Annotated in this window: 20 protein-coding genes; 11 read left to right on the top strand and 9 right to left on the bottom strand. The window is 71.0% G+C overall.

What is annotated here, in order from left to right; genetic code table 11:
* The first annotated feature begins 127 nt into the window (after positions 1-127).
* Complete coding sequence (gene ligD / locus CRM89_RS07675) at positions 128-1,090, top strand: non-homologous end-joining DNA ligase (protein ID WP_098083600.1); 963 nt, start codon at positions 128-130, stop codon at positions 1,088-1,090.
* On the opposite strand, the gene CRM89_RS07670 is transcribed toward ligD, so the two are convergent.
* Positions 1,074-1,721, bottom strand: a complete 648-nt coding sequence (locus CRM89_RS07670; RefSeq protein ID WP_229435024.1) for a TetR/AcrR family transcriptional regulator — start codon at positions 1,719-1,721, stop codon at positions 1,074-1,076. The genes ligD and CRM89_RS07670 overlap by 17 nt on opposite strands.
* Positions 1,722-1,830: 109 nt before the next feature.
* Between CRM89_RS07670 and CRM89_RS07665 the strand changes: the two genes are divergently transcribed.
* From CRM89_RS07665 to CRM89_RS07635, 7 genes are all read left to right on the top strand, one after another.
* Positions 1,831-2,961: a VOC family protein gene (locus tag CRM89_RS07665; RefSeq protein ID WP_098083598.1), complete on the top strand. Its 1,131-nt coding sequence runs from the start codon at positions 1,831-1,833 to the stop codon at positions 2,959-2,961.
* Positions 2,958-3,896, top strand: coding sequence for a fumarylacetoacetate hydrolase family protein (locus CRM89_RS07660; protein ID WP_060591002.1), 939 nt, complete (start codon positions 2,958-2,960; stop codon positions 3,894-3,896). The genes CRM89_RS07665 and CRM89_RS07660 overlap by 4 nt, the downstream gene beginning before the upstream one ends.
* Positions 3,896-5,479, top strand: a complete 1,584-nt coding sequence (locus tag CRM89_RS07655) for a bifunctional 3-(3-hydroxy-phenyl)propionate/3-hydroxycinnamic acid hydroxylase (protein WP_098083597.1) — start codon at positions 3,896-3,898, stop codon at positions 5,477-5,479. Before CRM89_RS07660 ends, CRM89_RS07655 begins: the two co-directional genes overlap by 1 nt.
* 45 nt (positions 5,480-5,524) lie before the next feature.
* A complete protein-coding gene (locus CRM89_RS07650) occupies positions 5,525-6,724 on the top strand; it encodes a cytochrome P450 (protein ID WP_098083596.1) in 1,200 nt (399 codons plus the stop codon).
* Between the two features lie 74 nt (positions 6,725-6,798).
* Positions 6,799-7,608, top strand: a complete 810-nt coding sequence (locus tag CRM89_RS07645) for an SDR family oxidoreductase (protein ID WP_098086912.1) — start codon at positions 6,799-6,801, stop codon at positions 7,606-7,608.
* A 148-nt stretch (positions 7,609-7,756) separates the two neighbouring features.
* A complete protein-coding gene (locus CRM89_RS07640) occupies positions 7,757-8,302 on the top strand; it encodes a VOC family protein (RefSeq protein WP_098083595.1) in 546 nt (181 codons plus the stop codon).
* Positions 8,286-9,083, top strand: coding sequence for a MerR family transcriptional regulator (locus CRM89_RS07635; protein ID WP_098083594.1), 798 nt, complete (start codon positions 8,286-8,288; stop codon positions 9,081-9,083). Before CRM89_RS07640 ends, CRM89_RS07635 begins: the two co-directional genes overlap by 17 nt.
* Before the next feature lie 7 nt (positions 9,084-9,090).
* On the opposite strand, the gene CRM89_RS07630 is transcribed toward CRM89_RS07635, so the two are convergent.
* The 8 genes from CRM89_RS07630 to CRM89_RS07595 all read right to left on the bottom strand — a co-directional run bounded on the left by CRM89_RS07630 (position 9,091) and on the right by CRM89_RS07595 (position 16,237).
* Positions 9,091-9,888 carry a serine hydrolase domain-containing protein gene (locus tag CRM89_RS07630; RefSeq protein WP_172964460.1) on the bottom strand — a complete coding sequence of 266 codons (798 nt, stop codon included), beginning with the start codon at positions 9,886-9,888 and terminating at the stop codon, positions 9,091-9,093.
* Between the two features lie 91 nt (positions 9,889-9,979).
* A complete protein-coding gene (locus CRM89_RS07625) occupies positions 9,980-10,501 on the bottom strand; it encodes a DUF1992 domain-containing protein (protein ID WP_098083592.1) in 522 nt (173 codons plus the stop codon).
* A gap of 24 nt (positions 10,502-10,525) precedes the next feature.
* The gene (locus tag CRM89_RS07620) at positions 10,526-11,611 is read right to left on the bottom strand and encodes an MBL fold metallo-hydrolase (protein WP_011209467.1); all 1,086 of its coding nucleotides are present in this window, start codon (positions 11,609-11,611) and stop codon (positions 10,526-10,528) included.
* Positions 11,612-11,656: 45 nt separating this feature from the next.
* Complete coding sequence (gene mshC, locus CRM89_RS07615) at positions 11,657-12,895, bottom strand: cysteine--1-D-myo-inosityl 2-amino-2-deoxy-alpha-D-glucopyranoside ligase (RefSeq protein ID WP_060591019.1); 1,239 nt, start codon at positions 12,893-12,895, stop codon at positions 11,657-11,659.
* Positions 12,896-13,042: 147 nt separating this feature from the next.
* On the bottom strand, positions 13,043-13,855 hold the full coding sequence (locus CRM89_RS07610) for an SCO1664 family protein (protein ID WP_060591021.1): 813 nt from the start codon (positions 13,853-13,855) through the stop codon (positions 13,043-13,045).
* A 3-nt stretch (positions 13,856-13,858) separates the two neighbouring features.
* Positions 13,859-14,443 carry a DUF3090 domain-containing protein gene (locus CRM89_RS07605; RefSeq protein ID WP_011209464.1) on the bottom strand — a complete coding sequence of 195 codons (585 nt, stop codon included), beginning with the start codon at positions 14,441-14,443 and terminating at the stop codon, positions 13,859-13,861.
* Between the two features lie 50 nt (positions 14,444-14,493).
* Entirely contained in the window at positions 14,494-15,240 is a 747-nt protein-coding gene (locus tag CRM89_RS07600) for a histidine phosphatase family protein (protein ID WP_011209463.1), read from the bottom strand.
* A 55-nt stretch (positions 15,241-15,295) separates the two neighbouring features.
* Positions 15,296-16,237, bottom strand: coding sequence for an undecaprenyl-diphosphate phosphatase (locus CRM89_RS07595; RefSeq protein WP_011209462.1), 942 nt, complete (start codon positions 16,235-16,237; stop codon positions 15,296-15,298).
* A 183-nt stretch (positions 16,238-16,420) separates the two neighbouring features.
* On the opposite strand from CRM89_RS07595, the gene CRM89_RS07590 reads away from it, so the two are divergent.
* The 3 genes from CRM89_RS07590 (at position 16,421) to CRM89_RS07580 (ending at position 19,669) form a co-directional block, all read left to right on the top strand.
* Complete coding sequence (locus CRM89_RS07590) at positions 16,421-17,383, top strand: aldo/keto reductase (RefSeq protein WP_011209461.1); 963 nt, start codon at positions 16,421-16,423, stop codon at positions 17,381-17,383.
* 88 nt (positions 17,384-17,471) lie between these two features.
* Entirely contained in the window at positions 17,472-18,524 is a 1,053-nt protein-coding gene (locus CRM89_RS07585; protein WP_228809295.1) for a hemin ABC transporter substrate-binding protein, read from the top strand.
* Positions 18,521-19,669, top strand: coding sequence for an iron ABC transporter permease (locus CRM89_RS07580; protein ID WP_220275410.1), 1,149 nt, complete (start codon positions 18,521-18,523; stop codon positions 19,667-19,669). Before CRM89_RS07585 ends, CRM89_RS07580 begins: the two co-directional genes overlap by 4 nt.
* Positions 19,670-19,673 lie beyond the last annotated feature (4 nt).

The following is a 19,673-nucleotide window of genomic DNA, read 5'->3' as shown; positions in this document are numbered from 1 at the left end:
GGTTGCCGGTGCGGCGTCGAGCGTGCGGCGCCCGATGCGGCGAATCCGCTCGCCGGCGCGGGCGGCCGGGTCCCGATTCGGGTGCGGATGATCGAAAACAGCGGTTTGCTGGCTGTATGCTCTGGTGATGGCGCCCGCGCCGTCGCCGATGCTGGCCACCGCTGGACGACCGCCGGAGGATCCGCGCGGTTGGGCTTTCGAGATGAAATGGGACGGGATGCGGGCGGTGGCCGACGCCGCCGACGGGCAGTGCCTGCTCTACAGTCGCAACGGCAAACAGGTCGCCGGATCGTTCCCCGAGATCGCCGAGGCCGTCGCGGCCGCGGTCGGCCCGCACCGGGTGGTCCTCGACGGGGAGATCATCGCCCCCGAAGGCGCCCGGGGCGCGCCGTCGTTCTCCCGGTTGCAGCGCCGCATGCACGTGCGCGCCCCGACACCGCAGCTCATCCGCGAGGTGCCGGTGTTGTACATGCTGTTCGATCTGCTCGCGCTCGACGGGCACGCCACCGTACGCCTGCCCTACACCGAGCGCCGCGACCTGCTCGCCCGGCTCGACATCGCGCGCCCGCCGTTGCAGCTGTCGCCGAGCTGGACCGATGTCGACCCCGCCGAGCTGGCCGCGGCCGCCACCGACAACGGCCTGGAAGGGCTGGTCGCCAAACGGCTCGATTCGGTGTATCAGCCCGGGGAGCGCAGCCGCGCCTGGCTCAAGATGCCGTTCCGCAGAACGACCGAAGCGGTGATCGCCGGATGGTTGCCGGGTAACGGTCCGTTCCAGAAGTCGTTCGGGTCACTGGTTCTCGGTGCACACGATGCACACGGGCGGCTGGTGCACATCGGCAACGTCGGCACCGGATGGAAGCAGTCCGAGCGCACCCGGTTACGGCAGCGGCTCGACGAAATCGCCCGCCCGGACTCACCGTTCGACGTGCCCGCGCCCCGCCCGGTCGCCGCGCTCGCCCACTGGGTCTCCCCCGAACTCGTCGCCGACATCGAATACCGCGAAGCCACCGCCGAAGGACTGCGCCACCCGAGCTGGCGCGGGCTGCGCATCGACAAGGACCCGGCCGAGATCACCTGGCCCGCCTGACCGCAGCGGGGGACGGCATTTTCAGCGGTTTCGTGGCTACCGCGCGGGCGTCGTCGAGGCTGAGGCCGAACATGCACAGCAGGTTGGTGGCGAGGGTGTCGGCGAGGGTGTCGATGTCGGTGTCGGGGTCGGTGGCGAGGAGCTGAAGACAGCCGAGCAGCGAACCGGCCGTGCAGGCGAGTGCGGCGGAGTAGTCGGTGATTCGGAGGCGGCCGGTCTCACCCGCTCGGCGCAGGTCGCGCAGGGCGCGCGGGGCGAGGCCCCCATCGGAGGTCATCAGACGGAAGCCGATGGTCAGCAGTGTCCCGGTGAGTTGGGCGTGGGTCTTGGTCAGGTGCATGGTCATGCGGATGCCGTTGGCGAACACCTCGGCGGGATCCTCGATTCCCGCTGAGGCCTGGTCGAACAGTTCTCCGTAGCGGTCGAGGGTCTCGGCGATGGCCGCGTCGAACAGTTCGGCCTTGCTGGTGAAGTGGTTGTAGAACGAGCCGACGCCCACGTCCGCGCGGTCGGTGATCTGCTGCACGCTGGCGTCGAGGCCGCCCGGGCTGGCCAACAACTCGGCCGCGGCCGATATCAACGCCGCGCGGGTGCGGGCTCGTTTGCGGTCGGTGCGATTCGAGTGCGGCACGGGAGAACTCCTGTCACCTTCAATTCTGAATGACATTCCAACTCTGAATGTCATTGACGGAAGCGCCCATCATTGCTGAACATTTCTTCAGTAGTCAAGGAGGACAGCGATGACAGTGCCCGCATACGACGATCCGCACGTCGATCTGCACAGTGCGCAGGGCGCGCTCACCGGTGAGCACCCGGACAGGGCGAAGAATCCGCTGATCAAGGTCGATGACATCGCGTGGCTGGAATTCGACAAGCCCGATCTCGACGGTGCGGAACGCTTCGCCGCTGCATTCGGTCTGAGCACCGTGATCCGCACGCCGGACGAGTTGCATCTGCGCGGCACCTGGGCGGGCTCGGTCTGCGTGATCGTCCGGCGCGCGCCGGTGGCCCGGTTCGTCGGCACGGCCTACCGCGCCGGGGAACGCGCCGACCTGGCACGGCTGGCTGCCGCGACCGGGCATGCGATGGAGCCGCTGGACGTGCTGGGTGGTCGGGTGGTGACCCTCCGTGATCCGAGCGGGCAGGTGGTGCGGGTCGTCGCCGATGTGCCGGAGTTGCCAGCGCTTCCCGACCAGCCACCGTTGACCTGGAATCTGGGCGCGGCGCGGTATCGGATCAACGCGGTGCAACGCCGCCCCCGTGAGCCCGCGCGCGTGCAACGTCTGGGCCATGTGGTACTCGAAACGCCGCGATTCCTGGAATGCCTGGACTGGTATCTCGAACACCTGGGCCTGATCGTCAGCGACTTCCTCTACTTTCCGGGGCAGCGGGACCGCGGCCCGACCATGGCGTTCATGCGCTGCGATCGCGGGTCGACCCCCGCCGACCATCACACGCTGGCGATGACGTTGGGGCCACGGGCGGGATATGTCCACAGCGCCTATCAAGTCGCCGATCTCGACTCGATCGCGGCGGGCGGGGCGTATCTCGCCGAGCGTGGTTACCGTCGTTCCTGGGGTGTTGGCCGCCATATCCAGGGCAGCCAGTTGTTCGACTACTGGCGCGACCCGGACCGCTTCCTGGTCGAGCACTTCGCCGATGGCGACCTGTTCGATTCCTCGGTCGAGGCGGGCTGGACGCATATGAGCGCCAGCGGCCTGGCCCAATGGGGACCGCCGGTCACCCGTGACTTCCTCGGAGTGAACCCCGATCCGCAATTGCTGCGCGCGGTGTTCTCCGCATTGCGTGACGAAGCGAACGAGTTCGATATCCGGCGCCTGCTCGGCCTGATGAAAGTAGCCCGCACATGAGCACCACCATTGTCCGTACCCGCTCGCACTGGTACCTCGAAACCCCGCACGGTGCCACGCCCATCGACACCCCGGCGGCCACCACCGCGGAATTGCTCGGCGACCTCGACGCGATCCGGGCCGCGCACGACGCCACCGACTGGACTCCGGTGTCGGAACTACAACTGGTGTCACCGGTGACCGCGCCGTGCCGTGTCGTGGCCCAGATGGTCAACTTCGCCAGCCATGCCCGCGAGTCGAACATCGACCCCGGACGGGTATCGGCGACCTTCTTCCGCAAATCCTCCGGATCGATCTGCGGACCCTACGACGACATCGTCAAACCCGCCCACGTGCGACTGCTCGACTACGAGGTCGAGATCGGCATCGTGTTCGGCGCCGCGGTGCCGGTCGGAACGACCATCACCGCCGAGAACCTGCCCGAGTACGCGGCCGGACTGATCATCGCCAACGATGTGAGCGCCCGGGACGTGCAACTGCCCAAAACCCAGTTCTACGAATCGAAGTCCTACCCCGGATTCACCCCGGCCGGTCCGCGACTGGTGTTGCTCGACCCACCCGAATGGGCGCAATTCCATCGATTGCGGCTACAGCTGTGGGTCAACGGAGAACGCCGACAGAACGGTGTCGTCGGAGACGACATGCTCGTCGAACCCCTCCAGGCCCTGCACGCGCTCAGTCGATTCCAGCGTCTCGACCGCGGAGACGTTCTGCTGACCGGCACGCCGGGCGGGACCGCGCTGTCCGCACCTGCGAAACCCGTCGAACTGCTCGGCGCGCTGCTGCCCCCGCACCTCAAGTGGAAGATCTTCTTCCGCAAACAGGCGGCCAACCCTCGCTATCTCCGCGACGGCGACATCGTCGAAGCCCGGATCGCCACCGACGACGGCGCCCTCGACCTGGGCCGGCAGCGTAACCGGGTCCGATACAGGTGATGGCTCGATCGTCCAACCCGGTCGACGTCGCGGTCGTCATCGTCGGCGCCGGCCCGGTCGGCCTCACCGCGGCGCTGCTGCTGGCGGGACACGGCATCGCCACCGTTGTTCTGGAGCGCCACCCCACCTCCTACCCGCTGCCGCGCGCGGTCCACGCCGACGACGAGGTGTGCCGGATTCTCGCTGCCGTCGGAGCCTACGAGCGATTCGCCGAGATCAGTCGTCCCATGCCCGGAATGCGCCTGCTCGATCACAACCACACGGTGCTGGCCGAGTTCGCGCGCGATTCGATGAACGGCCCCCACGGTTTTCCGCAGGCGAGCATGTTCGACCAGCCCGAACTCGAGGCGATACTGCTCGACCTCGCCCACGCCGACCCGCTCGTCGACCTGCGACGCGGATGCGAGGTGATCGACGCCGCCGACCACGGCGATTCGGCCGTTGTCGAGTACACCACCGACACCGAAACGCACAGGCTGACCGCTGCCGCGGTGATCGGCTGCGACGGCGCGCGCAGCCTGATCCGCGACCGGATCGGCACCGGCCTGCGTGACCTGCACTTCCAACAGAACTGGCTCGTGGTCGACGTGCGGACCGCGGCTCCCCTTCCGGTGTGGGGAGGTGTCCAGCAGATCTGTGACCCGCGGCGTGCCGCGACCTTCATGCCCGTCACCGGTACCCGGTATCGATGGGAGTTCCGCATCGAGCCGGGCGAACGGGCCGACGAGCTGGCAGCCGCCGACAACTTGCGCCGACTGCTGCGGCCCTGGATGGACGCGGACACCTTCGACCGGGCCGACATCGTTCGTCACGCCGAGTACACCTTCCGTGCCCGCGTCGCCGAACACTGGCGTCGAGGACGACTGTTCATCGCCGGCGACGCCGCACACCAGACCCCGCCGTTCATCGGGCAAGGCTTGGGCGCCGGGTTACGGGACGCGTTCAACGTGAGCTGGAAACTCGCCGAGGTTCTGAGCGGCACCGCGCCGGAGTCGATTCTCGACACCTATACCGCCGAACGCCGCCCACATGCGACCCGGACCATCCGCACGGCCGTTGCCGTCGGATGGATGCTCACCGGTGGCCACGACCGCGCGGCCGCGGTGCGACGTGCTTCGCTGGGGCTGTTGTGCCGCATTCCGGGAGTGTCGCAGGCCCTGCTCGCGACTGTCTCACCGCCGCTGGCGGCTGGTCCCCTGGTCGAGCGACGGGGTATCCGACATCGGCTCAACGGGCGACTGTGTCCTCAACCGGTCATCGCGGGCGAGGGTGGCGGCGCCCGTTTCGACGAGGTCCTCGGCCCCGGCTATGCGCTGCTGACGCGGGGACCGCTGCCCCCGACCTGCACCGTCCCCGACCGGGTCACCCACCTCGACCTCAGCGTCCTGGACTGGCCACCGACCGGCGTCGAGATCCTCACCCGGTGGCTCAGCACACATTCCGCGTTCGCGGTCTTGCTGCGCCCGGACCGGGTCGTGATGGCCACCGCGCGCACCCCCTCCCGAATCCCCGACATCCTCACCCTCCTCCCACCCCGGCGGGCGAGCGACATCCTCACGAAAGCGATCGACGATGAACCCTGAGCATCCGACGGCGCCACATCCGGCCTCGGCAGCCGCGGAGATCCGATGAGCGGGCCGCTCACCCCGGCGTCGCGGCCCTCGACATACCGTGGCGCGCCCGTCGTCGACGTCGATCTCTACGGCAGGCAGGTCGTCACCGACCCACAGTCGGTCTACCGGCGGATCCGCGACGCCGGGCCTCTGGTGTGGCTGCCGCGCCACCGGCTCTGGGCCATGGGGCGATTCGACGACGTCCGCGCGGCGTTGCGCGACGACCTCACCTTCCGCAGCGGTAACGGCGTGGCCGCCAACCCGATCGCCAACACGTTGGGTCACTACACCACTCTCGCCAGCGACGACCGAGCCCACACCAACCGTCGCGCGATCCTCATGCAGTCCTTGGCCTCGCGGGCGATCCGCCCCGCGCTACCGGCGATGGAGCAGGAAGCCGTGGCCACCGTCGAGCGGCTGCGTCGACGGCAATCCTTCGACGGAATAGCGGACTTGGCGACCCGCCTACCCGTCCAGGTGGTCGCCGAGCTCGTCGGGGTCCGGGTGAGCGCGGCGAAAATGCTGACGTGGGGCCGCGCCACCTTCGACGGGCTGGGACCGGCGAACCCGCGCGCGGGCACAGCCGCCACCAGTGCTCTGGGGCTCTACCTCTACACCCTGCGGCTACGAAGGAAACACGTCACCCCGCACGGATGGGCCGCCAGCGTCTTCGACGCCGCGGACCGCGGCCGGATCAGCCGGCTCGAAGCCAAGAACATGATCATCGATTTCGTCGCGCCCAGCCTCGACACCACCATCCTGGCGACCGGGCAACTGTTATGGAGCCTGGGCGCACAGCCCGAGGTGTGGGAACAGATCCGCGCCGATCCGGCCCTCATCCCCCGAGCCGTGATCGAGGCGGTGCGGCTGGCCTCCCCGGTGCGCGCCTTCACCCGGACCATCGCCGTCGACACCGTGCTCGGCGAGGTCGCACTGCACGCCGGTGAGCGCGTCGCCCTGATCTACGCCGCCGCCAACAGCGACGAGCGCCGCTTCGACCGGCCCGAGCAGTTCTCGCTGGACCGCCGTGGTAGCAATCTGGGCTGGGGAAACGGAGCACACACCTGCGTCGGCATGCAACTGGCCAAAATGGAAATGCAGACCCTGCTACACGCGATGGTCCCGCGGATCAACCACGTCTCCGTTTCCGACCCCCAGCCCCTGCGCAACAACTGTCTGCAAGGACTGAAATCGTTCCGCGCCGCCTTCCACTGAACCCCACCGAGAAATCCCGTCGCCTGCGCGGGCAACCGTGCACGGCCATCGGCCGACGAATAATCAGGATGGACATGTCCACTACACGTATCGCCGTCGTGACCGGCGCATCGTCGGGAATAGGCCGGGCCGCCGCCGCGGCCCTGTCCGACCACGGCTACCGGGTGATCGGGACCAGCCGCAACCCGCACGCCGTCCCGGACCGAGATCTGTTGCCGGGCATCGACTACCGGCCGCTGGACTTGACCGACCACGACTCCATCCAACAGTTCGTCTCAACGCTGGACGACGTCGACGTCCTGGTCAACAACGCCGGTGAGAGCCAAGCCGGGCCGCTGACCGACCTGCCTGACGACGCCGTGGCCCGGCTGTTCCAACTCAACGTGCTCGGCCCGATCACACTCACCCGAGCGGTGCTGCCCGGCATGCGCCGACGCCGGGCCGGGCGGGTGGTGATGGTCGGTTCGATGCTGGCCAGCTTCCCGCTGCCCTACCGCTCCTCCTACGTCGCCACCAAAGCAGCGCTCCGTGGATTCGCCACCGCGGCACGGTTCGAGGAATCGCCGTACGGCGTCTGGCTCACCACTGTGGAACCGGGGCAGGTCGATTCCGGCCTCCGTGAACGACGCACGAAATACCTCGCCGACGATTCGCCACACACCGCCGAATTCCAGCGTTTCGTGACCACACTCGACCGCAAACAAGCCGCCGGCATCACCCCCGACCGGGTCGCACGCACGATCCTCACCGCGGTGACGGCAGCACGCCCCCGCCCGCTCTACGCCGTCGGCAGCAACGCTCCGGCCGCCTTCGCACTCCACCGGATACTCCCCCGCAGCACGATGGAACGCCTCACTGCCCGCACCTATCGACTACACCGCTGACCGAGCCGACGTCGTGAGAAGACCAAGCAAGCGTTCACGCCCGGTCTTTGTCGTCGGCCTCGGCGGTTTCCGAAGCGCCGCGGGAACGCGCGAACCTGTTCGTGTTCGGCTTGACCCTGACGTTGCGTGAGGGTCGAAGGTGGGGTGCATGAGCGACTACTTCAATGCCTTCGAGATCAGCCCCGTTCCCACGCCGGGCCCGGACGTCGTCGCGCCGGAGCCGTTCCGCGGCATCTACGGCATGCCCGCGTTCGTGACGATTCCGACCACCGATGTGGCGGCGTCGCTGGACTTCTGGACCCGCGGGTTGGGCTTCATCGAGCTGTTCACCATCCCCGGCGCGGTCGCGCATCTGCGCCGGTGGGCGTTCCAGGACGTGCTGCTGGTGCCGGCGTCGGCGGCCGCGACGCAACCACCGGCGATGAGCGTGAGTTTCGCGTGCGTGCTCGACCAGATCGATTCCCTGGTCGAGGCCTGCCGTGCGCTGCGCCCGGATTCGGTCGACGGCCCGCGCGACACCCCGTGGAACACCCGCGACATCGAGGTGCGCACGCCGGAGAACGCGCGGGTGATCATGACCGCGGCCAAGCCGTTCGACCCGGCCGGGCCGGAGGCCCGCAATCTCGCGGCGGTGGGCATCACCGCCCCGGAGGAGGTTGCGGGCGACAATGCAGAGCATGCCCGAGGACAGTGACGGCCTGACCGTCGGCCAGGCCGCGGCCCGGCTGGGAGTGACCGTGCGCGCGCTGCACCACTGGGACGAGATCGGCCTGGCACCGCCGTCGCTGCGCACAGCCACCGGGTACCGGCTCTACACGGGCGCGGATCTGCAACGGCTGCACCGCATCGTCGTCTACCGCGAACTCGGGCTCGGCCTGGACCGGATCCGCGCCGTCCTGGACGACTCGGCCACCGAGGTGCCCGCCGCGTTGCGTGCGCAACGGGCCCAGGTACGGGAGCGGATCGCCCGGCTCGAGCAGCTCGCCGCCGGGCTGGACCGGATGATCGAGGCGCACGAGCGCGGCCTGTTGCTGACCGCCGAGCAGCAGGCCGCGCTGTTCGGGCCGCGCTGGGATCCCGGCTGGGCCGCCGAGGCCCGCCGCCGCTACGGGGCGGGCCCGCAGTGGCAGCAGTTCGCCGAGCGCGCGGCCACCCGCAGCCCGGAGGACTGGCAGGCCGTCGCCGCCGAGATGACCGATCTCGAGCAGGCGCTCGGCGCGGCGATGGACGCCGGGATCGCGCCCGGCAGTCCCGAGGCGAACGACCTCGTCGACCGGCATCGGGCGATCTTCGGCGCCTACTTTCCGATCGATCGCGCCCAGCAGGTGTGCCTGGGGCGCATGTTCGACACCGATCCCAGCTTCACCGCCCACTACGACGGCATCCGTGCGGGCCTGGCGAGCTGGTTGCGCCGCAGCATCGACGCCGCCGCCCGCGCGCACGGCATCGACCCCGACACCGCCACCTGGCAGTGAGCGCCCGTCAGCGCAGGGCGGCCAGGCAGCGGCGGATCAACGGCGCGTCGTCGCACTCGCGGGCCTCGACCGTGCCGTGGGCGGCCGAACCGTCGACGCGGGCGGCGGCGAACAGGGTGAAACCCGGTCCGCCGCCGCCGTGCCCGACGATCGCGGGCGGGTTCCCGGAGGTCATCAGGCCCGCGCCGTATCCCGGGTCGGACAGCGGGTGACCGGGCGCGTCGACCGGGTGGGTGCGGCACATGACGGTCGGGAGCTCGGCGCCGAGCGTGCCCGACAGCAGCCGCGCCAGCGCCGCCGCCGTATCGGTGACATCGGCGCAGAAGGTGCCGGGGTAGACCCAGCGCGGATCGTAGGCGCGCACGCCGGCGGGGATCTCGACGGTGCAGTGCGCCCAGTCCGCCCGGGACGCGAACGGGTGGGCGGGCAGCTCGAGCGGGTCGAGCACCAGGCGGCGCAGGACCGGGAAGAAGCGGTCGCCGTGCTGTTCCTCGAGCGCGCGGCGCACCAGCAGATAGCCGGGATTGGAGTACCGGAACAGCCCCGGCCGCGCCAGCTCCACCCGTTCGAGGATCACCTCCTCGGACCAGGCGTCCCCGCGCTCGGCCACGGCGCGCCGATACTCCGGCCACGCGCCGTAATCGCCGAGCCCCGAGCGATGCGTCAGCAGATCCCCCACCCGCAACCCTGCCAGCCGCGCCGGAACCGGCGCCACCGCGCCGATCTCCCGCTCCGGGTCCAGACAGCGCAGCACCGCGGCCGCGGTGAAGATCTTGGCAATGCTGTACACCGGGGTCACCGTCACGGCCGCCGAGTGTAGACACCATGCGTCCGGCGAGACGGGATCGAGCAAGGGCGAGCGGGGCGTCCGAACCGTTCCGGTCCGCGTGGCCGGGTCAGCCGGACAGGCGCCGCCACCAGCGGATCAGAAACCAACCGCGACGCGACCGCGATGCGGGCCCGCCGCCGGACTCTGGACGGGGCCTCGACACACCTGACACACCGGTGGTCCTGCGTGCGCGGCGCTGCCGCCAACCCGCCACCACCTCCTCGGCGTCGGCGAGGGTCAGCGGTACCTGGGGCGGGGTGGGTGTGCGGATCCATGCGGCGATGCGCCGGTTCAGGGCGCTCACCGCCGCGCGCACCTCGGTCTCGCTGTCGAGCTCGTCGACGGTCGCGGGCAATCGCTCCAGATCCCGTCGCAGCAGCAGCGAATCGGGCAGCAGCCCGTCGGTGGGGGCGCCCTCGCGGCGCAGATAGTCGCGGATCCACCAGTTCTCGTCCACCGGGGTGCCCGCGCCCGGGATCGGTTTGCCCGCGCCGCGCAGGTTCGCGAACTCGCCGCGCTCGGTGGCCTCGCGGATCTGCTTGTCGACCCACGACTCGAAGGTGTGCTCGACGGGTTTCCGCTCGGTCATACCGCCATGCTACGAACCGCGGCGCTACACCGCGAAGGTCAGCCGTCCCGGATTGACGTAATCGGCCGGATCCCGCAGCGACCGCAGCTCCGGGCGTCGCCCGGCCGGGATGCGGGCCAGTTCCGCGGTCAGCGGCGGTTCGTAGGCCGCCGCCGAGGAGGTCAATCCGGGCAACCAGTTGTCGTGGTGGCTGGGCACGAACAGTGCCGGGGCGAGGGCCTCGATGTAGGTGCGTGGGTCGCGCAGGCCGTTGCTGAGCTGGTTGTAGCCCTGCACCGCGCCGATGTGCACGTCGGTGGCGGGCAGCCCGGCCAGCACGTCGAACACCTGCGGCGCCCGCTCGGTCAGCGGCCCCGACGAGTCGTGCCAGGTGAGGCTGAACCCGGGGATACGGAACTGGTAGAGCAGCACCCCGCCCTCGGCGTCGAGCAGCCGCGGCACCGTGCGGCGCAGATCCGCCGGCGTGGGCGGATGCCGCAGGATCGGGCCGGGTTCGGGCAGCGGGAAGAACCGCGGCGAACCGGCGGCCGGATCGGCGGGGGTGCGGGCCGAATGCAGATGCCGCACCGCGGTCAGCAACACCGGCCCGACCGTGCGGTCCTCGCGCCGCCCGATCGGGGTCTGCGCGTCACCGAGCCCGACGGTCGGGAAACTCGCCTCGGGAACCTGGGCGCGCACCGCCGCGCAGTGCTCGGCGGTGCCGTAGACGGTGGCGCCGCAGGCCTGGGCGATGCGGCCCGCGTCCCCGGCGTGGTCGAAGTGGCCGTGCCCGATGAAGATCGCCTCCGGCCGCAGATCCGCCAGATCCTGCGGTGTCGCGGGCACATACCCGGAACTGGTCAGCCGCGGCACCCAGGCATCCAGCAGCAGCACCGCCCCGCCGATCGCGACGGCGTAGGTCGTGCACCCCACCCAGGACAGCACCACCCGATCCGCGCGCACCGCACCGGTGACAGGGTCCACCACGTCGGCGCCGAAGAACCGCACCCGCGCGGCCACACACCGCGGCGACCCCGGCTGCACCGCCTGCAGCGGCGCCGGCCCACCCAGCAGGCCCGCGCCCAGGGCGGCGGCGCGTCCGATCAGACGACGAGGATCGATGCTGCACACCTCAGCACCACATCACGCCGGATCCCCGGTGAGCAAACCGGACCGTCACAGGCGCACGCCGAGCAGCGCGTCCACCGCCTCGGCGATCGCGGCGGGCGCGCCGCTGTCCGAACCGCCGTAGTCGAGCGCTTCGGTGACCCAGTTGTCGACCGCGGCAAGAGCTTTCGGGGAGTCCAGGTCGTCGGCCAGGTGCTGGCGCAGCCGGGCGATCGTGTCGTGGGCGGCCGGGCCCGCCGACAGGGCGGTGGCCGAGCGCCAGCGCGCCAGCCGCGCGAGCGCCGCCTCGAGGACGGCGTCGGTCCACATCCGGTCCTGCCGGTAGTGCCCGTCGAGCAGGCCGAGCCGGATCGCGGCCGGATCCACCCCGTCCTTGCGCAACGTCGACACCAGCACCAGGTTGCCCCGGGACTTCGACATCTTCTCCCCGTCCAGACCGATCAGCCCGGCGTGCACGTAATGGCGGGCGAAGCGGCGACCCGCCACCACCGATTCGGCGTGCGCGGCGGAATATTCGTGGTGCGGGTAGATCAGATCGCTGCCGCCGCCCTGGATGTCGAACTCCGGGCCCAGCCGGTTCAACGCGATCGCCGAACACTCGATGTGCCAGCCGGGCCTGCCCGCACCGAACGGCGCGGGCCACGACGGCTCCCCCGGCCGCGCGGCACGCCACAGCAACGCATCCAGCGGGTCACGCTTGCCGGGACGATCGGGGTCACCGCCGCGCTCGGCGAACAACCGCTCCATCGTCGCCCGGTCGTAGCCGGACTCGTAGCCGAACTGCTCGGTGGCGTCGGTGCGGAAGTAGATGTCGGGGAAGTCGGGGTCGTCGACCACATAGGCCGCGCCGGTGGCCAGCAGCTTCTGCACGAATTCGACCACCTCCTCGACCGATTCGACCGCGCCGACGTACTCGCGCGGCGGCAGCACCCGCAGCGCGGCCATGTCGGTGCGGAACAGCTCGATCTCGCGGCTGCCCAGCTCCCGCCAGTCCACCCCGTCGCGGGCGGCGCGCTCGAACAGCGGATCGTCGACATCGGTGACGTTCTGCACGTAGTGCACGTCGTGACCGCCGTCGCGCAGCACCCGGTTCACCAGGTCGAAGGTGAGATAGGTGGCGGCGTGCCCGAGATGGGTGGCGTCGTAGGGGGTGATGCCGCAGACGTACATGGTCGCCGTCGCACCGGGGGCGACGGGGCGCACCTGACGGTCGGCGGTGTCGTACAACCGCAACGGCGGCCCTGCTCCGGGGACGGTCGGTAGGGCGGTATCGGACCAGGACTGCATGACTTCGAGGGTAGAGGTCGCCGCGCGCGCCCCGGCGCACACCCCGGTCGCCGCGACGGTGCCTGCCCGTCCGGCCGGGTCCGCGACCAGCCGGTACCGGCCGGTCCGGGCGCCGTCAACGGTTGCGATCCGCCGGAAGTGAACGTTTCAGAACGCGGGCCAGGGAATCGGGCGGGTGCTGCGCGGCAACGGCATCACCGGCCGTTCGAGCAGATCCTTCGTGCGCGCGGCCAGAGCGTCGATCTCGGCGTCGGTGATGTGGACGGCCAGCTCGTCGGCCAACGGCCCCGGCAACGTGTCGGCGAACGCGGCGATGTCCTCCACCAGCGCCGCATCGATCGGCTGCCCGGCCCACCCCCACAACACGGTGCGCAGTTTGTGCTCACTGTGCAGGCAGATCCCGTGGTCGACGCCGTACACCTGCCCGTCGACCCCCTCGAGCGCGTGCCCGCCCTTGCGGTCGGCGTTGTTGAGCAACACGTCCAGTACCGCCACCCGTTGCAGGCGCGGGTCGTCGGCGTGGACCAGCGAGACCTCCTCGCCGGTCTCGTCGATCGCGCGCAGCACCTCGCAGAACCCGTCCGGCACCGCCGCGGGCGGGCACAGGTCCACCAGGTCGAGCCGGTCGCCGCGCCCGGTGTGGTGGTCCACCGACTCCACCCAGCGCTGCACCATGCCGGGCCCGAACGGGCCGTCGCGCAGCACCGTCTGCGGGATCACGCCCCAGCCGATCGCCTCCGACACCAGATAGGAGGCGACTTCGCGGCCGGCGAGCGTGCCGTCGGGGAAATCCCACAGCGGCCGCTCGCCGCGCACCGGCTTGTACACCACCCGCAGCGGCGTGCCCTGGGCGGTCTCGGCGCCGACGACCTCGCAGACGAGGGTCACGTTGGAGGCGGTGCTGATCCGCCCGATCACGCTCAGCTCACCGCTGTGGAACCCGTCGTCGCCGCCCGCCACGCATCACTCCTCTAGTTCGGCCGCGCCGAAGATCTCTCCGCGCTTGTATCCGTTGGTGCGCACGCACATGTGCCCGCGCGGCGACAGCGGTTCCCCGCACAGCGGGCACGGCGGACGGCCCGCGGCGATCACCTTCGCCGACCGCAGCGCGAACTCCCGCGCCTGCACCGGGGTCAGGAACACCCGCACCGCGTCGGGGCCCTCCTCGGTGTCGTCGAGCACCACCGACTCGTCGACCTCGGTCTCGGTGATGGCCAGCAGTTCCACCACCACCGCGCCGGCGTCGGCGTCCCAGCCCAAGCCCATCGTGCCGACCCGGAACTCGGCGTCGATCGGGGTGACCAGCGGGTCGGTGTCGGAGACGTCCTCGGCCTGCGGCGGCACCGGCGCGCCGAAACGGCGGGCGACCTCGTCCAGCAGCAGACCCATGCGGTCGGCGAGCACCTTCACCTGCTGCTTCTCCAGCAGCACGCTGACCACCCGCGGCTGTTCGACGGCCTGCAGATAGAACGCGCGATCGCCCGGCTCACCGACGGTCCCGGCGACGAAACGATCGGGGGTGCGAAATACATGGATTGCTCGTGCCATCTGCACCTCCTGCTACTGACCCTGATCGACTACCCGCGGCGCGCGGTGCTCTACCGCTCCGCATTCCCATTATCCGCACCACCGGTAGCACCGATCTCGCCGCCGGGCACCGGGCCGGAGGTGTCGGGACGGTCCTTGTCGGAGTCGGCGTTCGGGGCCGGTTCCCGCACCGCCTCGAGCGCCGAGAGGTCCGAGCCGGTGTCGTTGAGCCGCCACACGTACGGCGCGTGCGGGGTGTAGCGGACGACGCTGAGCGAGGCCGGTTCCACCACGATGCGCTGGAACCCGTCCAGGTGCAGGCCGAGCGCGTCGGCGAGCACCGATTTGATGACGTCGCCGTGCGTGCACGCCACCCACAGCACGTCGTGGCCGTGACGTTCGGCGAAGACCCGGTCGTGTTCGCGGATCGCGGCCACCGCCCTGGTCTGCACCTGCGCCAGCCCCTCACCGCCGGGGAACACTGCTCCCGAGGCGTGCCGTTGCACCACCTTCCACAGCGGTTCGGTGAGCAGGTCGGCGATCGCCTTGCCGGTCCAGTCGCCGTAGTCGACCTCGATGAGCCGGTCGTCGTCCTGCGGGTCCAGGCCCAGCTTCTCCGCCAGCGGGCCCACCGTGCGCCGGCAGCGCAGCAGCGGGGAATGCACGATGTGGCGGATGGGCAGGCCGCCGAGCCGTTCGGCCACCGCGCGGGCCTGCTCCTGGCCGCGTTCGGTGAGGTCGACACCCGCGCTGCGCCCCGCCAGCGTGCGGGCGGTGTTCGAGGTGGACACACCGTGGCGCAACAGGATCACCGTCATGGCGCCAGCCTAGCCGCCGGGCGGGCGTGGCCTGGGTGCACCGGCATCGCCGCGCTCATGTCGCCGAGATCACCCCGGCGCCGAGCAGGCCCATGATCACCAGGCCCAGCACGATGCGGTAGCCGACGAACCAGTTCAGCGAGTGGCGGGCGACGAACTTCAGCAGCCACGCCACCGAGGCGTAGCCGACGACGAAGGACACGATCGTGGCCACCAGCAGCTGCGGGCCCGAGGCGTTGAGGCCCTCGCCGGCGGGTTCGAACGCGTCCGGCAGGCTGAACAGGCCCGAGGCGGTGACCGCGGGGATGGCCAGCAGGAACGAGAACCGCACCGCGGCCTCGCGTTCCAGCCCCAGGAACAGCCCCGCCGAGGAGGTGGCGCCCGAGCGCGAGACACCGGGGATCAACGCCAGGCACTGCGCGAAACCCATGACCAGCCCGTCGCGGGTGGTGAGTTGTTCGATCGGGCGGCGTTTGGCGCCGTAGTGTTCGGCGGCGGCGATCACCAGCGCGAAGGCGATCAGCATGAACGACACCAGCCACAGGTTGCGGGCGCCGGTGCGGATCTCGTCCTTGAACAGGAAGCCCAGCACGCCGATCGGGATGGTGGCGATGATCACGTACCAGCCGATGCGGTAGTCGAGTTCGCGTTGGGCTTCGGCGGCGAAGCGGTGCTCGTTGTCGGCGGTCAGCACCGGCAGCCGGGTGGTGGGGCGGTCGTGGATCGGCACCCGGGGCCCGGTCGCGGCGCGCGCCTTGTCCCACAGCGTGGTGGTCCAGGCGACCAGGATGCGCCAGATGTCTTTGGCGAAGTACACCAGCACCGCGGCCTCGGTGCCCAGCTGGGTGACGGCGGTGAAGGAGGCGCCGGCGTCCTCGCCGAAGAACACCGAGGACACGATGCGCAGGTGCGCCGAGGAGGAGATCGGCAGGAATTCGGTCAATCCCTGGACCAGCCCGAGCACCAGCGCCTGCACCCAGGTCATCGACTCGCCCACACAACCTCCTGCTGTCTGCCCGAAAAATCCTTATGCCGCTGGGCAATTGGTTCCGCGACCGGCTCGGCGCCGGGTGGGCGCCGCGATCACGCAGCGACAGTACAGGCTTGCACGGGCGCGGGTGAGCCCGCCCGTGCGGCCCACGCCTTACGCTTGGCGCGTGACGAAGACGGGGATCAGGTGATGGAACAGCGGACGGTCGGGCGCAGCGGGCTGCGGGTGTCGCGGATCGGGCTGGCCACCCACACGTGGGGTGCCCAGACCGACGCCGACGACGCCGCGGTGCAGCTGTCGGCGTTCGCGGAGGCGGGGGGCACGCTGGTGGACACCTCCCCGTCCTACACCGGCGGCGCGGCGCAGCGGATCCTGGCCGACCTGCTCGGTGATCTGGTGTCGCGGGAGGATCTGGTGCTCAGCGGCTGCGCGGGCGTGCAGCCGGGGGTGACGCCGGCGGCCACGGATCTGCCGTCGGCGCCGCGGCCGTGGGTGGACGCCTCCCGCCGCGGGCTGCTGCGCCAGCTCGACCGCACCCTGCTCGAGCTGGGCACCGATCATCTCGACATCTGGCATGTGGCGGCCTGGGATCCGCGCACCCCGCTCGAGGAGGTCGCCGACACCCTCGAGCAGGCGGTGCGCGCGGGCAAGACCCGGTATGTGGGGGTGCGCGGGTTCTCGGCGTGGCAGCTGGCCAGCCTGGCCGCGATCGCGCCGATCGTCACCGCGCACACCCCGTATTCGCTGTTGGCGCGCGGCGCGGAAACCGATTTCGTGCCCGCCGCCGCCCACCACGGGGTCGGGGTGATCGCCTCGGCGCCGCTGGCCGGAGGCATCCTCACCGGCAAGTACCGCGACGGGGTGCCCGCGGATTCGCGCGGCGCCGACGAGGCGACCGCCGCCGAGATCCGCCGCCGCCTCGACGAACGCGCCACCCGCGTGGTCGACGCGGTGGTCACCGCCGCCGACGGGCTGGGCACCTCGCCGCTGGCGGTGGCGCTGGCCTGGATCCGGGACCGGCCCGGCGTGGCGAGCATGATCGTCGGCGCCCGCGACATCGGTCAGCTCACCGGTGTGCTGGCCGCGGAAACGCTGGAGTTGCCGCGCGCCATCGCCGCCGCGCTCGACGATGTGAGCGCACGCACGGACTGAGCGGACCGAGCATCCCGGGCGTCCTATTAGGCTTGCCTACATGATGGTGCGCGACGGTGTCCGGTCGAGGTCGATGCGAGTGCTGTCGATGCGAGTGCTGTCGATGCGAGTGCTGTCGATGCGAGTGCTGTCGATGCGAATGCTGCTGGCGGCGCTGGCCGTGACACTGGTCGCGGGCGTGACCGCCTGCGGCGGGTCCGACACCGCCGACAGTGGCGCCGGGCGCGGCCCGGCCACCGCGACGCTGCCCGATCTCGACCCCGTCCCCGTCGGCCCCGCGCCCAGCCCCGCGCTGCCGGTGACGGTGCGCTCCTTCGACGGGGTCGAGGTCACCGTCACCTCCGCCGACCGGATCATCGCCGCCGACCGCTACGGCACGCTCGCCCAGACCGTGTACGCGCTCGGTCTCGGGGACCGGCTCGTGGGCCGCAGCACCTCGGCGGCCTTCCCGGCGGTGCGGGACGTCCCGAACGTCACCGGCGGCAGCGGGTCGCTCAACGTCGAATCGATCCTGGCGCTGCGCCCGACGGTGTTCCTCACCGACACCACCAGCGCCGCCCCGGCCGTGCGGGAGCAACTGCGGGCCGCGGGCGTCACCGTGGTCTACTTCGACCCGCAACGCACCATGGCCGGGGTGGTGCCGCAGATCGAGGCCGTCGCCGCCGCGCTCGGGGTGCCCGCTCAGGGGCAGGCGCTGGCCCAGCGCACCCGGCAGGAGATCGAGGCCGCCTCGGCCGCGGTGCCCGCCCCCGACCAGCCGCTGCGCATCGCGTTCCTGTACCTGCGCAGCACCGCCATCACCATGCTGGCCGGTCCCGGTTCCGGTGCCGACGAACTGATCACCGCCATCGGCGGGCAGGACGCGGGCACCGCCGCCGGGCTCACCGAACCGTTCACCGCGATCACCAGCGAAGCCATGATCGGCGCGGCGCCGGATGTGGTGCTGGTGATGACCGACGGACTGGAATCGGTCGGCGGTGTGGAGGGACTGCTGAAGGTGCCCGGCATCGCCCAGACCCCGGCCGGGCGCAGCAAGCGGATCGTCGACATGTCCGATGCGGTGCTGCTCAGCTTCGGCCCGAACACCGGCCGGGTGGTGGAGGCGCTCAGCGCCGCCGTCTACGGCACCGTGCCCGCATGAGCGCACCGCGTCCGGCCCCCGAACTCACCGACCGCACCGGAGCGCGCCCGGCGAGCACCGCCGCTCCCGTCGCCGGTCCCGAGGCGGCCGGACCCGTGCCGCGGGGCCGCACCCGGTCGCGGGCGGTGATCGCTTTCGCCGTCGCGGTCCTGGCACTGGTGGCGTTGGCGTTGGCCTCGGCCACCATCGGGCAGGTGCCCACCACTCCCGCCGAAGTGCTCGGTAGCGTGCTGCACCGCATCGGCCTGGACTGGGGTCCGATGCCCGCTCATCCCGCCGGGGACGTCACCCTCTGGGAGGTGCGGTTCCCGCGGGTGCTGTTGGCGATGCTGGTCGGTGCGGCGCTGGCGACCGCGGGCGCGCTGCTGCAAGGGGTGTTCGCCAATCCGCTGGCCGAACCGGGCGTCATCGGGGTGTCCTCGGGCGCGGCGGTCGGCGCGGGGGCGACGATCGTGCTCGGCGGGGCGTTCGTGGCGGCGTGGTCGGTGGCCGCGGCCGCGTTCGTCGCCGGACTGCTCACCACGATGCTCGTCTATGTGCTCGCCCGCGCCAACGGCCGCACCGAAGTGGTGACGCTGGTGCTCACCGGTGTGGCGATCAACGCCTTCGCCGGTGGATTGATCGCGTTCCTGCTGTTCGTGGCCTCCCCCGCCGCCCGCGACCAGATCGTGTTCTGGCAGCTGGGCAGCCTCAACGGCGCCACCTGGGAATCGGTCGGCGTGGTGGCGATCCTCACCGCCTGCGGGGTCGCCGCCGCCGTGCTGGTCGCGCCCCGGCTGGACCTGCTCGCGCTCGGCGAGTCCGCGGCCAGGCACTTGGGTGTCGACGTGGAACGCCTGCGCCGCAACGTGATCGTCATCGTCGCCGTGCTGGCCACCGCCGGGGTGGCGTTCACCGGCATCATCATGTTCGTCGGCCTGATCGTGCCGCATCTGGTGCGCATGATCGTCGGGCCCGCGCACCGGGTGCTCATCCCGCTCAGCGCCGTCGTCGGCGCGGTGGTGCTGCTGGCCGCCGACGTGGGCGCCCGCTCGCTGGTCGACAACGCCGACCTGCCGCTGGGCATGCTCACCTCCCTGGTCGGCGGACCGTTCTTCTTCTGGCTGCTGCGCCGCACCCGCGCCCGTGCCGGAGGGTGGGGATGAGCCC

It is taken from the genome of Nocardia sp. FDAARGOS_372 (assembly GCF_002554515.1).
Classification (GTDB): Bacteria; Actinomycetota; Actinomycetes; order Mycobacteriales; family Mycobacteriaceae; genus Nocardia; species Nocardia farcinica.
This window is presented reverse-complemented; position numbering and strand designations above follow the sequence as displayed.